Below are 16,481 nucleotides of genomic sequence, written 5' to 3' on the forward strand. Positions count from 1 at the left end.
CGCCGGATATGTTTTACGATATTTTCCCGGTGATCGTTTTGTTCGGAACATTGGCCGTATTACTGATCTTGGGCGTGCCCATCGCCTTCTCGATCGGACTGGCTGCTTTTCTCACGGTATTTGTCGATTTCCCACTCGATAAAACCGCCATCTTAATTTCCCAAAAACTGGCGAACGGGTTGAACAACTTTGGTTTGTTAGCGCTGCCGTTCTTTATTGTCGCCGGCAACTTGATGAACCGAGGCGGGCTCGCTAGTCGCTTAATCAACTTCGCGATGTTGTTTGGTGGGCGACTGCCGGGCGCACTGTCGCACGTGAACGTGATTGCCAACATGATGTTTGGCGCATTGTCGGGTTCTGCGACCGCATCGGCGGCCGCGGTCGGCGGTATCATGCGTCCCCTGCAAGACAAGCACAAATATCCTGCCGATTTTTCCACCGCGGTGAACGTGTCATCGTGCCCGGCAGGGCTTTTGATCCCGCCATCCAACATTTTGATTTTGTATGCGTTGGTCAGCTCGACCTCGGTGCAGTACCTCTTTATCGCCGGTTACTTGCCCGGCATTTTGATGGGGCTTGGCATCATGGTGGGTATTTTCTTGCTCGGCTCGAAATACAACATTCCGCGCGAAAAATATGAGTTCAACGAAAAAGCCAGCAAGGTCATTTTGGATGCGCTGCCAAGCCTTGGCTTGGTGGTGATCATCATGGGCGGGATTCTGGCGGGGGTGTTTACCGCGACGGAAGCCTCGGCAATTGCGGTGGTGTACAGCTTACTGCTTGGCTTTGCTTATAAAGAGCTGAAAACCGGTGATATCTTCCCGATTTTGGTCGACAGCGTGGTGACGACGTCTATCGTTTTGCTGATGGTGGCCACCTCGTCTGCGATGTCGTGGTCAATGGCGAACGCCGACATTCCCACCTTTATTTCCGACTTCATTTTAGAAGCATCGGAAAACCCAATCATGATCATTTTGCTGATGAACATCATTCTGCTCATCATCGGCACCTTTATGGACATGACGCCGGCGGTTCTGATTTTTACGCCGATCTTCTTGCCTATCGCAACGCAGATGGGCATCGACCCGATTCACTTTGGCATCATCATGGTGTTCAACCTGTGTATCGGGATCTGCACACCGCCAGTTGGCACGGCGCTGTTCGTCGGCTGTAGTGTGTACGACACGAAATTAGGGCAAGTGGTGCCGAAGATGATTCCGCTGTTCCTGATCATGATCATCACGTTAGCGATTGTGACGTTGATCCCTTCTCTTTCTTTATGGTTGCCGCATCTGGCTGGATATAACTATTAAAACCAATAACATAGGACTGTGAAATGAAAACGATGAACAAACTTCTTTTGGCGTGCACGGTATCAACTCTGCTGGGGAGTAACGTGTATGCTGCCACTCTGAAACTGTCGCATGCGCTGCCAACCGAGCACCCGGTTCACCAATCGCTGGAGTATTTTGCGAAAGCGGTGAAGAAAGAGGCCAATGTACGCGTGAAAGTGTACCCAAATGGCACGTTGGGCGATGAATCTGAAGGCTTGCAGATGGTACAAAACGGCACCGTGGCTTTCACGAAAGCCAGCGCGGCGACACTGAACACCTTTGCGCCGGACTACAAACTGCTGTCGCTGCCTTATCTGTATAAAGACCGCGCACAATACGATGCGGTGCTCAACGGCCCGATTGGTGAGGAGATTCTGGCCTCGTCACGCAATGCCGGTTTCATTGGTCTGGCTTTCTTGGATGCAGGCTCGCGCAGCTTCTACACCAGCAAACCCATCAAAACGCCAGATGATTTGAAAGGGATGAAGATTCGTGTGCAGAACTCGGCGCTGTCTATCGATACCATCAAAGCGCTCGGTGGCACGCCGGTGCCACTGCCATACGGTGAGCTATATTCTGCGATGCAACAAGGCGTGGTGGATGGGGCAGAGAACAACGTACCGTCCTACTACTCATCACGTCACTATGAAGTGAAGAATGTGTTCTCGCGCGACAACCACACCATGGTGCCGGACGTGTTGGTGGTTTCAACCAGCGTGTGGGATTCACTGACCGAGGCGCAGCGTGAAGCCGTGCGTTATGCTGCGAAAGAGACGGTGAAAGTTCAGGAAGAGAACTGGGCCAAATACGTCGAGAAAGCGACGCAGGATTTAACCAATCACAACGTGACGTTTGTGGAAAGTGATATCGCGAAGTTCCAAGCGGCAGTGCAACCGGTGTACGACAAGTTCAAGAAAGACAATCCCGATTTGGTGCCATTGCTGGAGCAGATTCAAACCATCAACTAAGAGACCTCGATCTCTTGAAACGAAAAAGGCACTGCAGAGCAGTGCCTTTTCTTTGCGCGTTATTCCTGAATTTAGAAATTAACCCAGGTCAGGCTGAGCATCAGAACGACCAAAGAGGTCGCGGAGAACATTGCCAGCATGCCGAATAACTCGCGAAGGTTGATAGACCAAGATTGTTTTTTATCGTACATAACGTCACCTTAATCGACATAACTAAATGAGATTTCGGTCACACTTTACTCCTCGAAATGATTCAGATCAATAAAATTGCGTAAGTTTCCAACAAAAAGAAGAAAAGTCGGCCAATCACTGGCAATAAAGTGTAATTAACTTACGTGAAATCTCCGTCAGTCTGTTGTCCTGCTCCTGAAAACCGGCGTGCCATAAACGTGGGCAAGATGCCGATCAGTGAGTGGAGCGTATGTGTTTGTGTGAGCTTGTGTTAGATTTTGATGTCATTTTATAAATGAGAATGATTGTTGGACTCATTTTTATTGATATTGTCGTAAATATAAATAAGATAGTCGCCCAGACGAGTCTTTGACATCTCGCGCTTATACAGGAAATAACAATGATAAAACGGTTTGTGATACTTCTTTTCATTTCATTTGCACCCCAAGTTTTCGCTCAAATGACGACGGTGACTGACGTCCTTGATCGTCAAGTGACGCTGGATTTGCCAGCAAAGCGCGTCGTGCTGGGCTTCTATGGGGAAGACTACATGGCGATCGGTACTGAAAAATCGTTTGATCACGTGGTCGGCATGTCGAAAGGGATTTGGGAAAAATGGCGCCCTGCGAACTGGGCAATGTACGTCGCCCATCGCCCATCGTTAGAAGCATTGCCGGATGTGGGCAAAGTAGACACCCAAACGTTCTCGGTTGAGAAGGTGATTAGCCTCAACCCAGATTTGCTGGTCCTGGCTGATTGGCAGTTCAAAGGCCTTGGCAACGACGTCAACCGCATTGAAGATGCCGGCATTCCTGTGATTGTGGTGGATTACAACGCACAGACCGTTGAACGTCACGTACAAAGCACCCTGATCATCGGCCAGATCACCGGTCAGGAAGCGCGCGCGGAGAAAATCGCCAAACAATATCAGGACATGGTTCAGCTGGTGGCGGATCGTCTGGCGAAAGCGAACCTGCCTAAACCCACCATTTACGCGGAATTTGGTTTTCCTGGCACCAAAGAGTACGGCTACACCTTCGGTAAAAACATGTGGGGTGCGATGTCGGAAATGGCAGGCGGTGAAAACATCTCTAAACCGTTTGTCGAGTGGTGGGGGCACCTTAACCCAGAGCAAGTTCTGGCGGCTCAGCCGGATGTACTGCTGATCACCGGCTATGAATTTGGCGGTGCTGATGATGCGATGGTGATTGGTCAGGACGTTGACCGCGCGACTGCGCTGGCTCGCCTGAAAGGTTACAAGCAGCGCCTAGGGTGGGATAGCCTACCTGCGGTGAAACACAACCGCATGATCAGCATCTACCACGGTGCATGCCGCAGTATTCTCGATGGCCCGATGATTCAGTTCATCGCCAAAGCGCTCTACCCGGATCTGTTCAACGATCTCGACCCGGAAGCGGAATACATCAACTTCTATAAAGCGTACCTACCGGTGACACCAACCGGCACCTTTGCGGTTTCTCTTTCTGAATAATTTTGAGCGGCACTTTCATGTGCCGCTTGCTCTTTGTGTAACCAGGTAATGTGACATGCAATCCGCGATACTTTTACAAGCGATTGAACAACAACGAAAGAGTGAGCGCCGCCGCTGGGTGGTGCTGTGTGCGTTTGGCACTATTTTATTGGCTTCCTTTATACTCGATATCATGACTGGGCCATCGATGCTGGATGCATCGCGCGTGCTGAATGCGCTGCTGGAATTCATCGGCCTGCCATTTCAGGTTGATGGTTCAACCCGCGTGATTGTCACCAACCTGCGTTTGCCGATTGCGCTGATGGCGATCATCGTCGGCGGCTCGCTGGGGGTTGGCGGCGCAGAAATGCAGACGCTGCTCAATAACCCGATGGCCAGTCCGTACACACTGGGTATGGCTGCAGCGGCAGGCTTTGGTGCGGCGCTGATGCTCTACATCGGTTCGCTGGGCATGGACAGCCATTACGCGGTGCCGCTGGGCGCATTCCTGTGTTGTATGTTGTCGGCCTGTTTTCTGTTTGCTTTGGCCTCCATGCGTCACATTACCTCAGGCCAGTTGATTCTGGCAGGGATTGCGTTGCTGTTTCTGTTTCAGTCACTGTTGTCGCTGGTGCAGTTCATCGCCTCACCGGAGCTGAGCCAACAAATTCTGTTCTGGCTGTTTGGCAGTTTGTCGAAAGCGACGTGGAGCAACTTAACCATCACCGCAGTAGTGGTGATGGGCGGTTTTACGCTGCTGATGCGGGATTCGTGGAAACTGACGGCGCTGCGGTTGGGCGAAGAGCGCGCAAAAAGCGTCGGTGTGAACGTGCAGCGCCTGCGCCTTAAAATTCTGTTTATCGTGGCGGTAATGACGGCAACCGTAACCAGCTTTGTCGGCATTATTGGTTTTATCGGCATTGTGGCACCCAACATCGCTAAAATTCTGGTGGGCGAAGATCAACGCTTCTTCCTACCACTTTCATTCCTAATCGGCGCATTTTTGCTCTCAACGGCTTCTGTGTTGTCAAAAGTGATTGTGCCGGGCGCGCTGTTTCCGATCGGGATTGTGACGGCAATTATCGGCGTGCCGTTCTTCTTCTGGCTGATCGTGGCGAAGCGAGGTTAATCATGCTCAAGGCTGACAAACTCAATATTCAGATTGGCTCGCTGACGCTGGCGCGTGACATGAGCTTTATGCTGCAACCGGGGCAGGTGACGGCGATCCTTGGTCCGAATGGCACGGGGAAAAGTACGCTGCTGAAAACGCTGTTTGGCGATATCAAACTCAACAGTGGCAAGATTTCACATCAACACGATCAACTGAGTATCAAATCGCTGCCGCACTGGCGCTCACGTTTTGGCTACATGCCGCAGGATATTCACCTCGACATTAACCTCACCGTGATTGAAGTGGTGCTGCTGGGCAAGTTGGATGCCCTGAGCCTGCGAGTGGACGACACCATGCTGCGCGGCGCGCTGGAAATTCTGGAAAGCATGGGCTTGTCTCATCTGGCGAACCGCGATGTGCGCACGCTCAGTGGTGGTCAATGTCAGATGATTCTGTTTGCTCAGGCACTGATGCGTGACCCACAAATTCTGATGCTCGACGAACCAGTCAGCGCGCTGGATCTTCATCATCAGCACGTGCTGCTGGATCATCTGGTGACGCAAACCCGCGAGCAGCAATACATCACGCTGATGGTGCTGCACGACCTCAACCTAGCGGCGCAGTATGCCGATAATCTGCTGGTGCTGAAACAGGGTGAACTGGTGGCCTGTGGGCATCCCAAGCAGGTACTGACCTCTGAGCTGGTGCAGGATATTTATAACGTCGAGGCGCAAGTCATCACCGATGAACACGGTGTGCCTTTTGTGCGCACGCTGCGTTCGAAAAAGGTCGCGTAAGTGAAGCTGCATCATTTCATCAAGGACTGGCGATTGCTCTCTGCCGCTGGCCGAGTGCTGGTGTTTAACAGTTTCAGTTTCAACCTCGGGTTTTACATGCTGCTGCCTTATCTGGCGGAGCATTTGCAAAACCTTGGTTTTAGCGGTTGGTACATCGGTTTCATCATCGGCCTGCGTGTGCTTAGCCAGCAGGGGCTGTTTCTGATTGGTGGCACGCTGGGGGATAAGTTCGGCTTTAAACCGATGATCTTGTGTGGCTGCGCCGTCCGCATTGTGGGTTTCTTTTTACTTGGGATCAGCGACAGCTTCGCGGCGATTCTCGTCGGCGCGTTCTGCACTGGCTTTGCTGGCGCGCTGTTTACGCCCAGCAGTCAGGCGTATTTGTCCTCGGAATACCCGAACGCTCGCGAGCGTAACCGAGTGTTTGCGTTGCAGAATCTGGCCAGTGAAGCGGGGATGTTGCTTGGTCCACTGATTGGTTTGACGTTGTTCTCGGTCAGCTTTATGTGGGTCGGACTCTCGGCGGCAGGTGTGTTCTTCATTCTGCTTCTGCTGCAATGGTACTACCTGCCAAAAGACGTTCACGCACCGGCGGCGACAGAACAACAGCTGTTCCTGCTTGATTGGTGGGCGATGCTGAAAAACAAACCCTTCATGCGTTTTGTCTTCGCGGCGTGCGTCTATCAAATCCTGTTTCATCAGTTGTACCTCTCCATTCCGCATCAGGCTCGGGTTCAGACTGGCGATCCGTCGGTGATCACTTGGGTCTTTATGGTGTCGTCATTGATGGGTGTGCTGTTGCAACTGCCGGTCAGCCACTGGGTGGACAAGCAGCTTGGTATCGCCAAAGGGATGGGGATTGGCATGGCGCTGATGGGTAGTGCATTTCTGGCCTTGAACCTGCACTTTGCGCTGTGGCCGCCATTGCCGTTTGTGCTGTGCGCGATACTGCTCAGCGCCGGTTCAATGATGGTTTATCCGCTGATTGGTGCCTATGTGCCACGCTTCGCCACGCCGTCTAAACTGGCCAGTTATTACGGCCTCTATTCTTGTATCGGCGGTTTCTTTGCATTTGCGGGAAATTGGGGAGCGGGGTGGTTGCTGGATTTACCGCAGTTTCCATCCGCTTGGTTATGGCTGACCTTCGCCGTGCTCGGCGCGTTGTCCGGTATCGGGCTGTATGTTCAGGTCAGCAAGCAACAAGAACCGGAGCCGGAACTGGCGTGATTTTGCGTTTAACGCAGGCTCATAAGCCGGCATTAAACGCGCTCATACTGGTGACGATACAATCTCTCATCTCTCGAATGGAGGCACTGAGCGGCCTACCTTTTCGTATCACCAGATCAACTGAGGTGTCGAGGGTGTGCATACCTTCAATATCGATAGCCACAAAGGACTGATTTTTCAGCTCTTTCGTCACGCAGACTTTCGGCAATAGCGTTCCGCCAAGCCCGGCCTCAACGTAGCTTTTGAGCGCTTCAAACGAGTTACACAGCAGAATCTCTTTAAGGCGGATTTCCTGCCGCGCCTCATAAAGATTGATGGCACGCCTTATACTGAAACTTTCATTGAGCAGCGCGAGCGGGATCTCCGCGAGTTGTGCAGGGGAGCAGAGCTGAATGTTTGCCCATGGGCTTTGCGGCGGTACAAGCAGGCTCAGTTCTTGAAACGGGCAGGAGAACAGGACATCCACTTTGGTATCTTGCGGTGCATTCAGCAGAATGCCGATATCGGTTTCCTCACTCTTAATGCCTTCAATGACATCATCACCGCCGCCGACTTGCAGGATCAGTTTGACGCCCGGATGGCGATGAGAAAACTGTGCGATGGCATGATTGATGAGGTCCGGAATAAAACCGCCTCCCACAGAAAGGCGCAGCGTGCCGGTTTGCAAGTGCTCGATTTCAGACAGGTCAGACACCAAGTCATTTTTTCGCTGGTTGATGTCTTGAATGTACTCGGCTAAGCGAAGGCCGGACTGAGTGAGATTGACGCCGCGGCCAATCCGATCCATCAGACGGACGTTAAGCTGAGCTTCAAGTTGCGACACTTTTCGACTGATCGCAGAAGGTGAGACGTGCAGCACTTCTGAGGCTGCACGAATACTCTTGGTTTTTGCGACCACTTCAAAATACTTCAGTGCTCTTTCGTCCATACGTTCCTTCGCTGAGTACGATTAATCGGCTAACAAATGTTGAACCAGTTTAACCCAGAAGTTGGCACCAATAGGTAGTACCTCATCATTGAAGTCGTAGTTCGGGCTGTGCAGATTGTGCGAATGGTTGTCGCTGCCATTGCCGAGCCAAATGTAAGCGCCGGGCAGTTTTTCCAGCATAAAGGCAAAATCTTCGCCGCCCATGCTCGCGGGGGGATTCACATGAACCTGCTGAATCTCAGGCATGGACTCAAGCACGCGCTGACACTTCTCCGCTTCCGGCTGAGTGTTGATGGTCGCCGGGTAACGGCGTGAGTAGAGAATATCGGCTTTACAGCCTTGCGCTTTTGCGATGCCTCTGACGACGTCCAGCATGCGTGTTTCAATCAAATCACGCACTTTCGGGCAGAAAGAACGCGTTGTGCCTTTCAATGTCACTTCTTCTGGAATCACGTTGTAAGCGTGGCCCCCATGAACCTGAGTTACGCTGATCACGCCGGATTTTTGCGGGTCAAGATTGCGGCTGATGATGCCTTGCAGCGCATTGATAATCAGGCTGGCGGTGTAAACCGGATCGACGGTGTCATGCGGCATCGCGCCATGTCCGCCAATACCTTGAATGGTGATATCAAACGTGTCGAAAGCGGCCATCACCGCGCCATAATGCACCGCGGCCTGACCTGCAGGTAGTGCCGGCCAGTTGTGCAGCCCATACACTTCCTGCATTGGGAAACGTTCGAATAAGCCATCTTCAATCATGGCTTTAGCGCCTGCTTCGTTCTCTTCCGCCGGTTGGAAGATGAAATGGACCGTACCTTTGAAATTAGGATTTTGGGACAAGGAGACCGCTGCACCCAGCAGCATGGTGGTGTGACCGTCATGGCCGCACGCGTGCATTTTGCCGTGATGCTTAGAGCAGTGGTCAAAGGCATTCATTTCCACGACATCAAGCGCATCCATATCTGCTCTCAGGCCGATGGTCGGGCCATCCCCCTGATTGCCATGCAGTGTCGCGACAATACCGGTGCCTCCCAGTCCGCGTTCGATTTGCAAACCGAGTTCGCTCAGGATTGAAGCGATGGTATCGGAGGTGCGAAACTCCTCATAGGCCGTTTCTGGGTGGGCATGGAGATCGCGTCTCCAAGCAATCAGTTGTTGGTGTTCTTTTGAGTTCTGATCAATATATTGAGTCATCATTTTTCACATCTTGATTATGTGCACTTCGATCAGTGGCTGACGTGTTGAAATAGATTATTTGGTTGGACGTTGCAGAGCGTTGGATATTTTGATTCGCCATCGCACTGCAGCGCCAAATCGTTGAGCATGGTGATGATTTAAGAATTATAGAGCTAGATTGGCCACGAATACGGAGCCTAAATATGTCCCGGTAAAGACTAACAGAGCAATAATTACGACTTTGCCACCGGCCGACTTAAACGTCGTGACCTCTTGTTTGCTGATGGCTAAACCTGCGTAAGCTAATACCGGGCTGACCAAGCTTAAGAAATTAATCTCTTTTACGTAGGCCAGAATAAATTCAGATACCGGCGAGGCTGGGATCGTGAGGATCACGCTGACCAGTGACAACCAAGCGACCGAGGGCAAATAAAACGGCATCACTTTGGCCAGAAATAAACCGACCATGACCATGCCAAATAAAATGATCATACCGGGGAGGGCGGAGAGCGGTGTAATGCCTGTTCCGGTCCAGTTACTGATCAGGGCGATAATACACACAATGACCAGGACCAACGCGTAATCAATCAGGTTGATGTTTGCGTTAACGTTTTTTGCAGTCGCTGTATTAGACATTGAGGTCACTCCCTTGAGCTGCGGATGAACGGACAGGCTGATTCTTGGTCAGAAGACGGTACATTTTCTCGGTCAGCGGTAGGGCGATAAACAAGCCGACAAACAGGCCCGTCGCGTTGGTCAGCAAGTTACTGGCGCCCGCCAGCGCTAAGATTTCATCTTTCATGTCAGGAATCGATGCGCCGAGCGCAGCGGAGCAAGCGGCGGTCATACTGCCACTGCCAACCCCACATGCCATGGCAAGTGCACGCGGATCAAACCAATTGGTCGAAGCAAGCAAGGAAGCCAGCAGGCCAAAATAGAGCGTGCCGAACATCGTGCCCATCACATAGACGCCCATGACGCCGATACCTTCCGGGCTTTTGAGACCATATTTATCCGAAATCAGGGCGATATTCGGTTCACGGGCAATTGAAAAACAGGCACCGACCGACTCACGTTCCATCTTCAAGACCAGAATCGCAACTGGCATGGCAATTAATATCGTGCCAAGGTTGCCTAGTTCCTGAAATATCATCGCTGGACCAATTTCTAATATTTTATTTAGCGATGGTCCGATCAATGTGCCGAATTTAGCCAGAAAAGGGAGAACGGAAATTATGATAATGGGTGTGGCTTTTTCAGCGGCTTTTGTACTCATGACCGCTTTGGCTTTTTTAACCACGTTCGGGTTGAGTAATAAACCAAAAATGAAGGCATAGAACAGGGGTAATAACACCACGCTGCTGCTTCCAAGTGGCACTTTAATGATGCCAATGAGTTCTGCAACCACCGATATTGCTATAACGGTCAGATGCAGCTGCCAGTTTCCCAACTGGCCTTTTAAACTATCCATAGCGTGCTTCCTTATTTGTTTTTATTCCATAGTAAAACTGTGCTCAATGATTTAACCATAAATAAATTGTTGGAACTAATGATATAAAACCAACGATTTGTTCTAAAAAAGGCAACGCAAGATATGATTCTGTTGCTGTGAACAACAAAGCAAACGTTTACTTAGCTTTGAATCAAAAGTTAGTATAATTCTCTGCTTAATGTCCGCTGTACAGGCAGCGTTTTTGCGGCATTTGGGGGCGAGAAGTAGAGAATCATCTTACGAAGACGAGTTTTTTTAGAACGGTCATTTTCTGTACTCGACTTCATTGAGTATTTGCGTTATACACGATCTTTCAGTTGTAGAATTTGCTGCGGTAATGCGAGGGATAGCATGTTAGAGAGTTTTGGCGTTATTAATATTTGGACCTATATGGTGGGATTAACGATGATTATTCTCGCGCCGGGGCCGAACTCTTTATATGTCCTGAAATCAAGCTCTTCGTTTGGCGTCAAAGCGGGTTATAAAGCAGCATCGGGCGTATTAATTGGCGATGCGGTGCTCATCTTATTGTCATACCTTGGCGTGGCGTCTTTAATTCAAACTTCTCCCGTGTTGTTTACCGTGATTCGTTATTTGGGTGCGGCGTATTTGTTGTATCTCGGCTTGAAGATCCTGCATTCTTTGCTACGTAAAGACGGTGAGGATGAATCGGGCGTGGAGCGTCCGAAGAAAAGCGAACACGTGTTTGCGAAATCCTTATCGTTAAGCCTGACCAATCCGAAAGCGATTCTGTTCTACGTGTCGTTTTTCATCCAGTTTATCGATTACACCTATGATCACACGTGGATTTCATACCTCATTCTGGCCGTGATTCTGGAGATTTTCAGTATTGCCTACTTGAGTGCGCTGATCTTCTTGGGGACATCGCTGACGCAGATGTTTAAGAATAATAAGCGATTGGCACAACTGGGGAACGGTTTATTGGGGATGTTCTTTATGGGCTTTGCGGCGCGACTTGCTAGCCTGAGTTAATGATAGCGAGCGTGTCACGATAAACGACGGGCCTGATGATTTCAGGCCCGTTCTGTTTTTAAGTGCTGACGATGATCAGGCAAAGCCAAACTGTTGGCGAATAAATGCTGCCGCTTTATCGGCGCCTGCTTGAGAAATCGTGTGTGGAATACCGGGTTCCAAGAACGTGCTGACCTCAACGCCGGCCGCTTCCAGTGTGGCGGCGGCTTTCTCCGTTTCTGAATACGGGATCACTGGGTCGCCTTGCCCGTGGATCAGGAGCACCGGCACGTCGCGGTCGATGTCGTAGGGTTGCGGCGAGGACAAACGACCGGAGAAGCCGACAATGGCGCGAACCGGCAGGCGACTGCTGGCCAATACATCCATCGACATGATGGTGCCTTGAGAGAATCCGACCAGAATGATCTCGTCGGTTTGCCAAGAGCCACCGTTTTGCAGCAGCAAATCATTTAACGTTTTATCTAGGGCGACACGGGCATCTTGCACGCGGCTTGGGCGGTTAATTTCGTTGATGCCATCCAAGCTGAACCATTGATAGCCGCCACCGTGATCAAACGGAAAAGGTGCATTCGGCGACAGAAACATCACGCCCGGCATCGACGGCGCCCAGTAATCCCCCAAGCGTTCAAGATCGCTACCGGAGCTGCCAACACCATGCAGCAGCATTACAATTTTCTTTGTCATGTTCATTCCTTACTGACTCACCTTACTAACTCACCTTACTGACTCACATTGCCACGTGGACCTTACAAACCATACGCTGACATGTCCGGGCCCACCGGCACAATGCCATTTGGGTTGAGCGCTTTAATGGAATAGTAGCCTTGTTTGATGTGGTCGAGGCTGACGGTGCTGCGCACGCCCGGCAAATCCAGCAGGCGTTTGACATACGCGTTTAAGAACGGGTAGTCACGCAACTGGCGTAAGTTACATTTGAAAATGCCATGATACGCAGGGTCAAAACGAATTAACGTGACGAACAGACGAATATCCGCTTCTGTAACGTGTTGACCGGAAAGGTAATCGCGCCCGTCGCTCAGACGATGTTCCAATTGATCGAGCATGCCAAAAACATCGTGGAACGCTTCTTCATAGCTCTCTTGAGTGGTCGCAAAGCCTGCGCGGTACACACCGTTATTGAGCTTTGGATAGATTTCCGCATTCAGGGCATCAATCTCTTCACGCAACGCAGACGGATAAAGGTCAACATTTGGGTTGGCCAGTTCTCCGAAGCCGCTGTTGAACATGCGTACGATGTCGGCGGATTCGTTGTTGACGATGGTGCGTGTTTTCTTGTCCCACAGCACGGGCACGGTTGCACGGCCGGTAAAGTGTGGATCGGCATGAGTATAGAGTTGGTGCATCCACTCAAAACCGTTCAGTTCGTCGCGGTCGGCACCTGGGTAATCGCCGAAATGCCAGCCTTCGTCGAGCAGTTGCGGTTCGACGACAGAAACGCTCACGACGTCTTCCAGCCCTTTGAGCTTACGAGCGATTAAAGTGCGTGATGCCCAAGGACAAATCAAGGCCACGTACAGGTGATAGCGACCGGGTTCGGCGATAAACTGGGCGCTTTCGCCTGCAGCTAACGATTCCGGGGCAACCACCCAATCACGAAAACTTGATGTTTGGCGCACAAAACCGCCTTTTTTATCCGTCGCTTGTACCGGATGCCACTCTTTTGTCCATTGACCATTCACCAACATGTCTCACCTCAAATCTGTTTTCTTTGCGATGGAGAGACTGTAGCTTACTTCCAAATGAATGATTAGATGGCGATAGTGAAGTTATTTCCTTCCAATATGGAAGAAATGGCGCGTGCGCCACTGGTTATTCCCAATCTGCGCCGTTGGCAAAACGGTTAACCAGAAAATCGATGAAGGCTCGGGATGACTGAGCGAGATGTTTGGCAGGCGGGTAGAGCGCATACAGGCCGAGCGGCGGCACTTCGTATTGCTGCAAAATGGCGACCAGTTGTTGCTTTTTGAGCGCTTGGGCCGCAACAAATGTTGGCAGACGCGTGATGCCGAGGTCGGCACAGGCTGCTTTCAAACACACTTCGGCATTGGAAAATTTGAGCCGACCATTCACGGCGAAATCGTGCACATGACCTTGCTCGTTGAGATAGGGCCAATGGTAGGGATCGCGAAAGTTGGTATCGATGATGCAGTGATGCTGCGCTAAATCGCGAATGTGCGTGGGTGTGCCGTGTTGGCTCAGGTAATGAGGGGATGCGAGCGTGATGACGCGCACGTCGCACAGCTTACGTGCAATCAGGCTGCTGTCGTCCAACTTGCCGATGCGCAGCGCCAAATCAAAGCCTTCGTCTACCACGTTCACGCTGCGATCGGAGAATTTGACATCAAGCGTGATGTCGGGAAATTGTTTAGAAAAATCAATCAGGCTCGGTGCCAGTTGGCTTTGGCCAAAGGTCACTGGCGCAGATATACGTAGCCGACCCGAAGGCAAGCGCGAGGCATTGCGAATGGCGTCGTCGAGCGCATCGAGATCGTCCAACACGCGTTTGATGCGCTCGTAATACGCTTGGCCGACTTCTGTGGCGGCCAGTGAGCGGGTGGAGCGTTTGACCAGTTGCACGCCCAAGTCTTGCTCTAAGCGCGAAATCAACTTGGACGCCTGACCGCTGCTGATGGCCAAACGTTCAGCCGCTTTGGCAAAACTACCGAGTTCCATGACCGCAACAAACATGCGATCGCATTGCAGCCTATCCATTCTCTATCCTGATTATTTTCGTCACGGCCAGCGTTCATCGCTGCCTGTTTTTATCACTGACTGTTTTCATCATTAATCGGTTTCATTACTGACGGTTTTCATCGCCAGACAGCAAGCTTATGGAGCGCGCGTCGTAAAGGCAATCCGTTTGCAACGATTTGTCTGGGCGCTTCAATAAAAAAGAGCGGCTGGTGGCCGCTCTTCTCAAGGGGGAGTTTAGGATGGCATGGCATCCGGTTGTGGTCTTGGTTTCAGCACACTGCCCGCAATAAATGCCAACAAACCCACGACCAGCGTGGGGACGATGGGGTGCACGCCGCCAAGATTCGGTTTAATCAGCATCAGGCCGATGTAAGCCGAAAGCCCGGCCACCATGGAACACAACGCGCCGGCGGCCGACGCTTTTTCCCAATACAAACCGAGCACCAGTGGCCACAGGAATACCGCTTGCAAGCCACCCAATGCAATCAGGTTTAACCACACAATCATGTCCGGCGGGTTGGTTGCTGCAAAAAACACGAGCAACGCAAAAATACCGGTGATCCAGAGCGACATGCGGCTGAGTTTGCGCTCGGCCTGATCTTCTTTCACCACCTGCGGATTGATGTAGTTGATGTAGAGATCTTTGAGCAAGGTGGCAGACGCCTGAATCAACTGCGAGTCAATGGTCGACATGATCGCCGCCATTGGGCCTGCGAGGAAGATGCCTGCGACCATGGGGGGTAAGACAGTCATCATCAACGTCGGCATGATCTGATCCGGGCTACCCACATCCGGCACAAGTGCGCGGCCCAATGCACCCGCCATATGGGTGCCGAACATCAGCAGCGCCATCATGATGGTGCTGATCACCATGCCTTTGTGTAGCGACGGACTGTCTTTGTACGACATGCAGCGCACTGCCGCATGTGGCAGACCAATCACACCAAAACAGACCAATACCCAGAAGCTGAGAATAAACGGCTGGCTGAGGAATTGATCGGGGCCGTACGGCGTCACCAACGCAGGATCGATCGCATGCAAGCTGGTGACCAGTTCGCCGATGCTCCCCCCGGCGTGCACCACACCAACCAACAAAATGATGGTGCCGATGAGCATCATGATGCCCTGAATGGTGTCGGTGAGCACCACGGCGCGAAATCCGCCAATGGTGGTGTATAAACCGACGGTGCAGGCAAACAGCAACAAGCCTTGTTCGTAGGGTAAGCCCGTCACGGTTTGTAGCAAGCGCGCGCCGCCGACAAACTGCACGACCATGGTGCCGAAGAAAGCCAATAGTAACGACAGCGAGGCCAAAATGACCACTGAGCGACTTTTAAAGCGTGCATACAAAATGTCATTGAGGGTCAGCGCGTTGTGTTTGCGTGCTTCTATCGCAAACTTTTTGCCCAGTACGCCCAGTGTCAGCCAGGTTGCCGGTAACTGGATCATCGCCAGTAACACCCATCCCAAGCCCATTTTGTATGCCGCTCCGGGGCCGCCAATAAAGCTGCTGGCACTGGCATAGGTTGCGGCAAGCGTCATCGCCAGCACAAATCCGCCCATGCTGCGGCCGCCCACGAAGTATTCGCTGAGAAAACTGCCATTGGTGTAGTGGCGGCGCGTAAAAAATGCGACCGCAAAGACGCCAATCAGGTAAATAACTAAAGGGATAAGAAGTTGACTATTCATTGGATTCGTCAGGGTTTACATCTAAGGGAATATCGCGATAAAACACTTTCACCATCACGGCGCACAGCACCGTGAAGACGATTGGGCCAATCACACACGAAAGCAGGAACCAAAGCGGCATGCCGAAATAGAGTTCTGGCATGCTGGTGTCTTGCGGCGGCGCCGAAAACCCGTAGGCGGATACATACCACCAGATGAAATAGCCCACTGCCAGCGCAATGGCTAAAAAAGCCTCACGATGCGCCTGACGATACCTGTTTTTTCTGTTGTCCATAAGTTGTCTCTTGGTCTAGGTACCATACGGAGGTGGGTATGGTATACAAATGTGCCGTCGGGCACAAAAGTTTACTAAACCAAGGTGTCCAGGTTCGGTGAGTGCGAACCGAACCTAAACCAAAAGTGCCACAAC

Annotated in this window: 16 protein-coding genes; 7 read left to right on the forward strand and 9 right to left on the reverse strand. The window is 51.5% G+C overall.

The genetic code is table 11. From position 1 onward, the window contains the following. Positions 1 to 8: 8 nt before the first annotated feature. From ACF8PK_RS17305 to ACF8PK_RS17330, 6 genes are all read left to right on the forward strand, one after another. Positions 9 to 1,313, forward strand: a complete 1,305-nt coding sequence (locus tag ACF8PK_RS17305) for a TRAP transporter large permease (protein ID WP_038152347.1) — start codon at positions 9 to 11, stop codon at positions 1,311 to 1,313. A gap of 32 nt (positions 1,314 to 1,345) precedes the next feature. Further along, the gene (locus tag ACF8PK_RS17310; protein WP_392442677.1) at positions 1,346 to 2,302 is read left to right on the forward strand and encodes a TRAP transporter substrate-binding protein; all 957 of its coding nucleotides are present in this window, start codon (positions 1,346 to 1,348) and stop codon (positions 2,300 to 2,302) included. Between the two features lie 631 nt (positions 2,303 to 2,933). Then, positions 2,934 to 3,965 carry an ABC transporter substrate-binding protein gene (locus ACF8PK_RS17315; protein WP_238824945.1) on the forward strand — a complete coding sequence of 344 codons (1,032 nt, stop codon included), beginning with the start codon at positions 2,934 to 2,936 and terminating at the stop codon, positions 3,963 to 3,965. Between the two features lie 55 nt (positions 3,966 to 4,020). Continuing rightward, positions 4,021 to 5,073, forward strand: a complete 1,053-nt coding sequence (locus ACF8PK_RS17320) for an iron ABC transporter permease (protein WP_238809261.1) — start codon at positions 4,021 to 4,023, stop codon at positions 5,071 to 5,073. Positions 5,074 to 5,075: 2 nt separating this feature from the next. Continuing rightward, positions 5,076 to 5,852: an ABC transporter ATP-binding protein gene (locus ACF8PK_RS17325; protein WP_392442679.1), complete on the forward strand. Its 777-nt coding sequence runs from the start codon at positions 5,076 to 5,078 to the stop codon at positions 5,850 to 5,852. Continuing rightward, positions 5,853 to 7,079: an MDR family MFS transporter gene (locus tag ACF8PK_RS17330; protein WP_392442680.1), complete on the forward strand. Its 1,227-nt coding sequence runs from the start codon at positions 5,853 to 5,855 to the stop codon at positions 7,077 to 7,079. Positions 7,080 to 7,098: 19 nt separating this feature from the next. On the opposite strand, the gene ACF8PK_RS17335 is transcribed toward ACF8PK_RS17330, so the two are convergent. From ACF8PK_RS17335 to ACF8PK_RS17350, 4 genes are all read right to left on the reverse strand, one after another. After that, complete coding sequence (locus tag ACF8PK_RS17335) at positions 7,099 to 8,007, reverse strand: LysR family transcriptional regulator (RefSeq protein WP_392442683.1); 909 nt, start codon at positions 8,005 to 8,007, stop codon at positions 7,099 to 7,101. A 21-nt stretch (positions 8,008 to 8,028) separates the two neighbouring features. Then, positions 8,029 to 9,204, reverse strand: coding sequence for a M20 aminoacylase family protein (locus tag ACF8PK_RS17340; RefSeq protein WP_392442685.1), 1,176 nt, complete (start codon positions 9,202 to 9,204; stop codon positions 8,029 to 8,031). A 144-nt stretch (positions 9,205 to 9,348) separates the two neighbouring features. Next, positions 9,349 to 9,819 carry a hypothetical protein gene (locus ACF8PK_RS17345; RefSeq protein WP_392442686.1) on the reverse strand — a complete coding sequence of 157 codons (471 nt, stop codon included), beginning with the start codon at positions 9,817 to 9,819 and terminating at the stop codon, positions 9,349 to 9,351. Continuing rightward, the gene (locus ACF8PK_RS17350) at positions 9,812 to 10,654 is read right to left on the reverse strand and encodes a DUF3100 domain-containing protein (protein WP_392442688.1); all 843 of its coding nucleotides are present in this window, start codon (positions 10,652 to 10,654) and stop codon (positions 9,812 to 9,814) included. Before ACF8PK_RS17350 ends, ACF8PK_RS17345 begins: the two co-directional genes overlap by 8 nt. A gap of 372 nt (positions 10,655 to 11,026) precedes the next feature. On the opposite strand from ACF8PK_RS17350, the gene leuE reads away from it, so the two are divergent. Then, a complete protein-coding gene (gene leuE, locus ACF8PK_RS17355) occupies positions 11,027 to 11,668 on the forward strand; it encodes a leucine efflux protein LeuE (RefSeq protein ID WP_041943353.1) in 642 nt (213 codons plus the stop codon). A gap of 75 nt (positions 11,669 to 11,743) precedes the next feature. Here the strand turns inward: leuE and ACF8PK_RS17360 are convergent, their stop codons facing one another. The 5 genes from ACF8PK_RS17360 to ACF8PK_RS17380 all read right to left on the reverse strand — a co-directional run bounded on the left by ACF8PK_RS17360 (position 11,744) and on the right by ACF8PK_RS17380 (position 16,346). Next, complete coding sequence (locus ACF8PK_RS17360; protein ID WP_392442690.1) at positions 11,744 to 12,352, reverse strand: alpha/beta hydrolase; 609 nt, start codon at positions 12,350 to 12,352, stop codon at positions 11,744 to 11,746. Positions 12,353 to 12,414: 62 nt separating this feature from the next. Beyond that, positions 12,415 to 13,374, reverse strand: coding sequence for a glutathione S-transferase family protein (locus tag ACF8PK_RS17365; protein ID WP_158108742.1), 960 nt, complete (start codon positions 13,372 to 13,374; stop codon positions 12,415 to 12,417). 124 nt (positions 13,375 to 13,498) lie between these two features. After that, a complete protein-coding gene (locus tag ACF8PK_RS17370) occupies positions 13,499 to 14,401 on the reverse strand; it encodes a LysR family transcriptional regulator (protein WP_392442693.1) in 903 nt (300 codons plus the stop codon). 216 nt (positions 14,402 to 14,617) lie between these two features. Further along, positions 14,618 to 16,072 carry a sodium/pantothenate symporter gene (panF, locus tag ACF8PK_RS17375; protein ID WP_392442695.1) on the reverse strand — a complete coding sequence of 485 codons (1,455 nt, stop codon included), beginning with the start codon at positions 16,070 to 16,072 and terminating at the stop codon, positions 14,618 to 14,620. Continuing rightward, complete coding sequence (locus ACF8PK_RS17380) at positions 16,065 to 16,346, reverse strand: YhdT family protein (protein WP_004727901.1); 282 nt, start codon at positions 16,344 to 16,346, stop codon at positions 16,065 to 16,067. The genes panF and ACF8PK_RS17380 overlap by 8 nt, the downstream gene beginning before the upstream one ends. Between the last annotated feature and the right edge of the window lie 135 nt (positions 16,347 to 16,481).

The organism is Vibrio sp. CJQ_6 (assembly GCF_043106745.1).
GTDB classification, from domain to species: Bacteria; Pseudomonadota; Gammaproteobacteria; order Enterobacterales; family Vibrionaceae; genus Vibrio; species Vibrio furnissii.

Coding starts and splice junctions, on each gene's coding strand:
- ACF8PK_RS17305 (WP_038152347.1), top strand. CDS start 9: ATGTTTTACGATATTTTCCCGGTGATCGTTTTGTTCGGAACATTGGCC.
- ACF8PK_RS17310 (WP_392442677.1), top strand. CDS start 1,346: ATGAACAAACTTCTTTTGGCGTGCACGGTATCAACTCTGCTGGGGAGT.
- ACF8PK_RS17315 (WP_238824945.1), top strand. CDS start 2,934: ATGACGACGGTGACTGACGTCCTTGATCGTCAAGTGACGCTGGATTTG.
- ACF8PK_RS17320 (WP_238809261.1), top strand. CDS start 4,021: ATGCAATCCGCGATACTTTTACAAGCGATTGAACAACAACGAAAGAGT.
- ACF8PK_RS17325 (WP_392442679.1), top strand. CDS start 5,076: ATGCTCAAGGCTGACAAACTCAATATTCAGATTGGCTCGCTGACGCTG.
- ACF8PK_RS17335 (WP_392442683.1), bottom strand. CDS start 8,007: ATGGACGAAAGAGCACTGAAGTATTTTGAAGTGGTCGCAAAAACCAAG.
- ACF8PK_RS17340 (WP_392442685.1), bottom strand. CDS start 9,204: ATGATGACTCAATATATTGATCAGAACTCAAAAGAACACCAACAACTG.
- ACF8PK_RS17345 (WP_392442686.1), bottom strand. CDS start 9,819: ATGTCTAATACAGCGACTGCAAAAAACGTTAACGCAAACATCAACCTG.
- ACF8PK_RS17350 (WP_392442688.1), bottom strand. CDS start 10,654: ATGGATAGTTTAAAAGGCCAGTTGGGAAACTGGCAGCTGCATCTGACC.
- leuE (WP_041943353.1), top strand. CDS start 11,027: ATGTTAGAGAGTTTTGGCGTTATTAATATTTGGACCTATATGGTGGGA.
- ACF8PK_RS17360 (WP_392442690.1), bottom strand. CDS start 12,352: ATGACAAAGAAAATTGTAATGCTGCTGCATGGTGTTGGCAGCTCCGGT.
- ACF8PK_RS17365 (WP_158108742.1), bottom strand. CDS start 13,374: ATGTTGGTGAATGGTCAATGGACAAAAGAGTGGCATCCGGTACAAGCG.
- ACF8PK_RS17370 (WP_392442693.1), bottom strand. CDS start 14,401: ATGGATAGGCTGCAATGCGATCGCATGTTTGTTGCGGTCATGGAACTC.
- panF (WP_392442695.1), bottom strand. CDS start 16,072: ATGAATAGTCAACTTCTTATCCCTTTAGTTATTTACCTGATTGGCGTC.
- ACF8PK_RS17380 (WP_004727901.1), bottom strand. CDS start 16,346: ATGGACAACAGAAAAAACAGGTATCGTCAGGCGCATCGTGAGGCTTTT.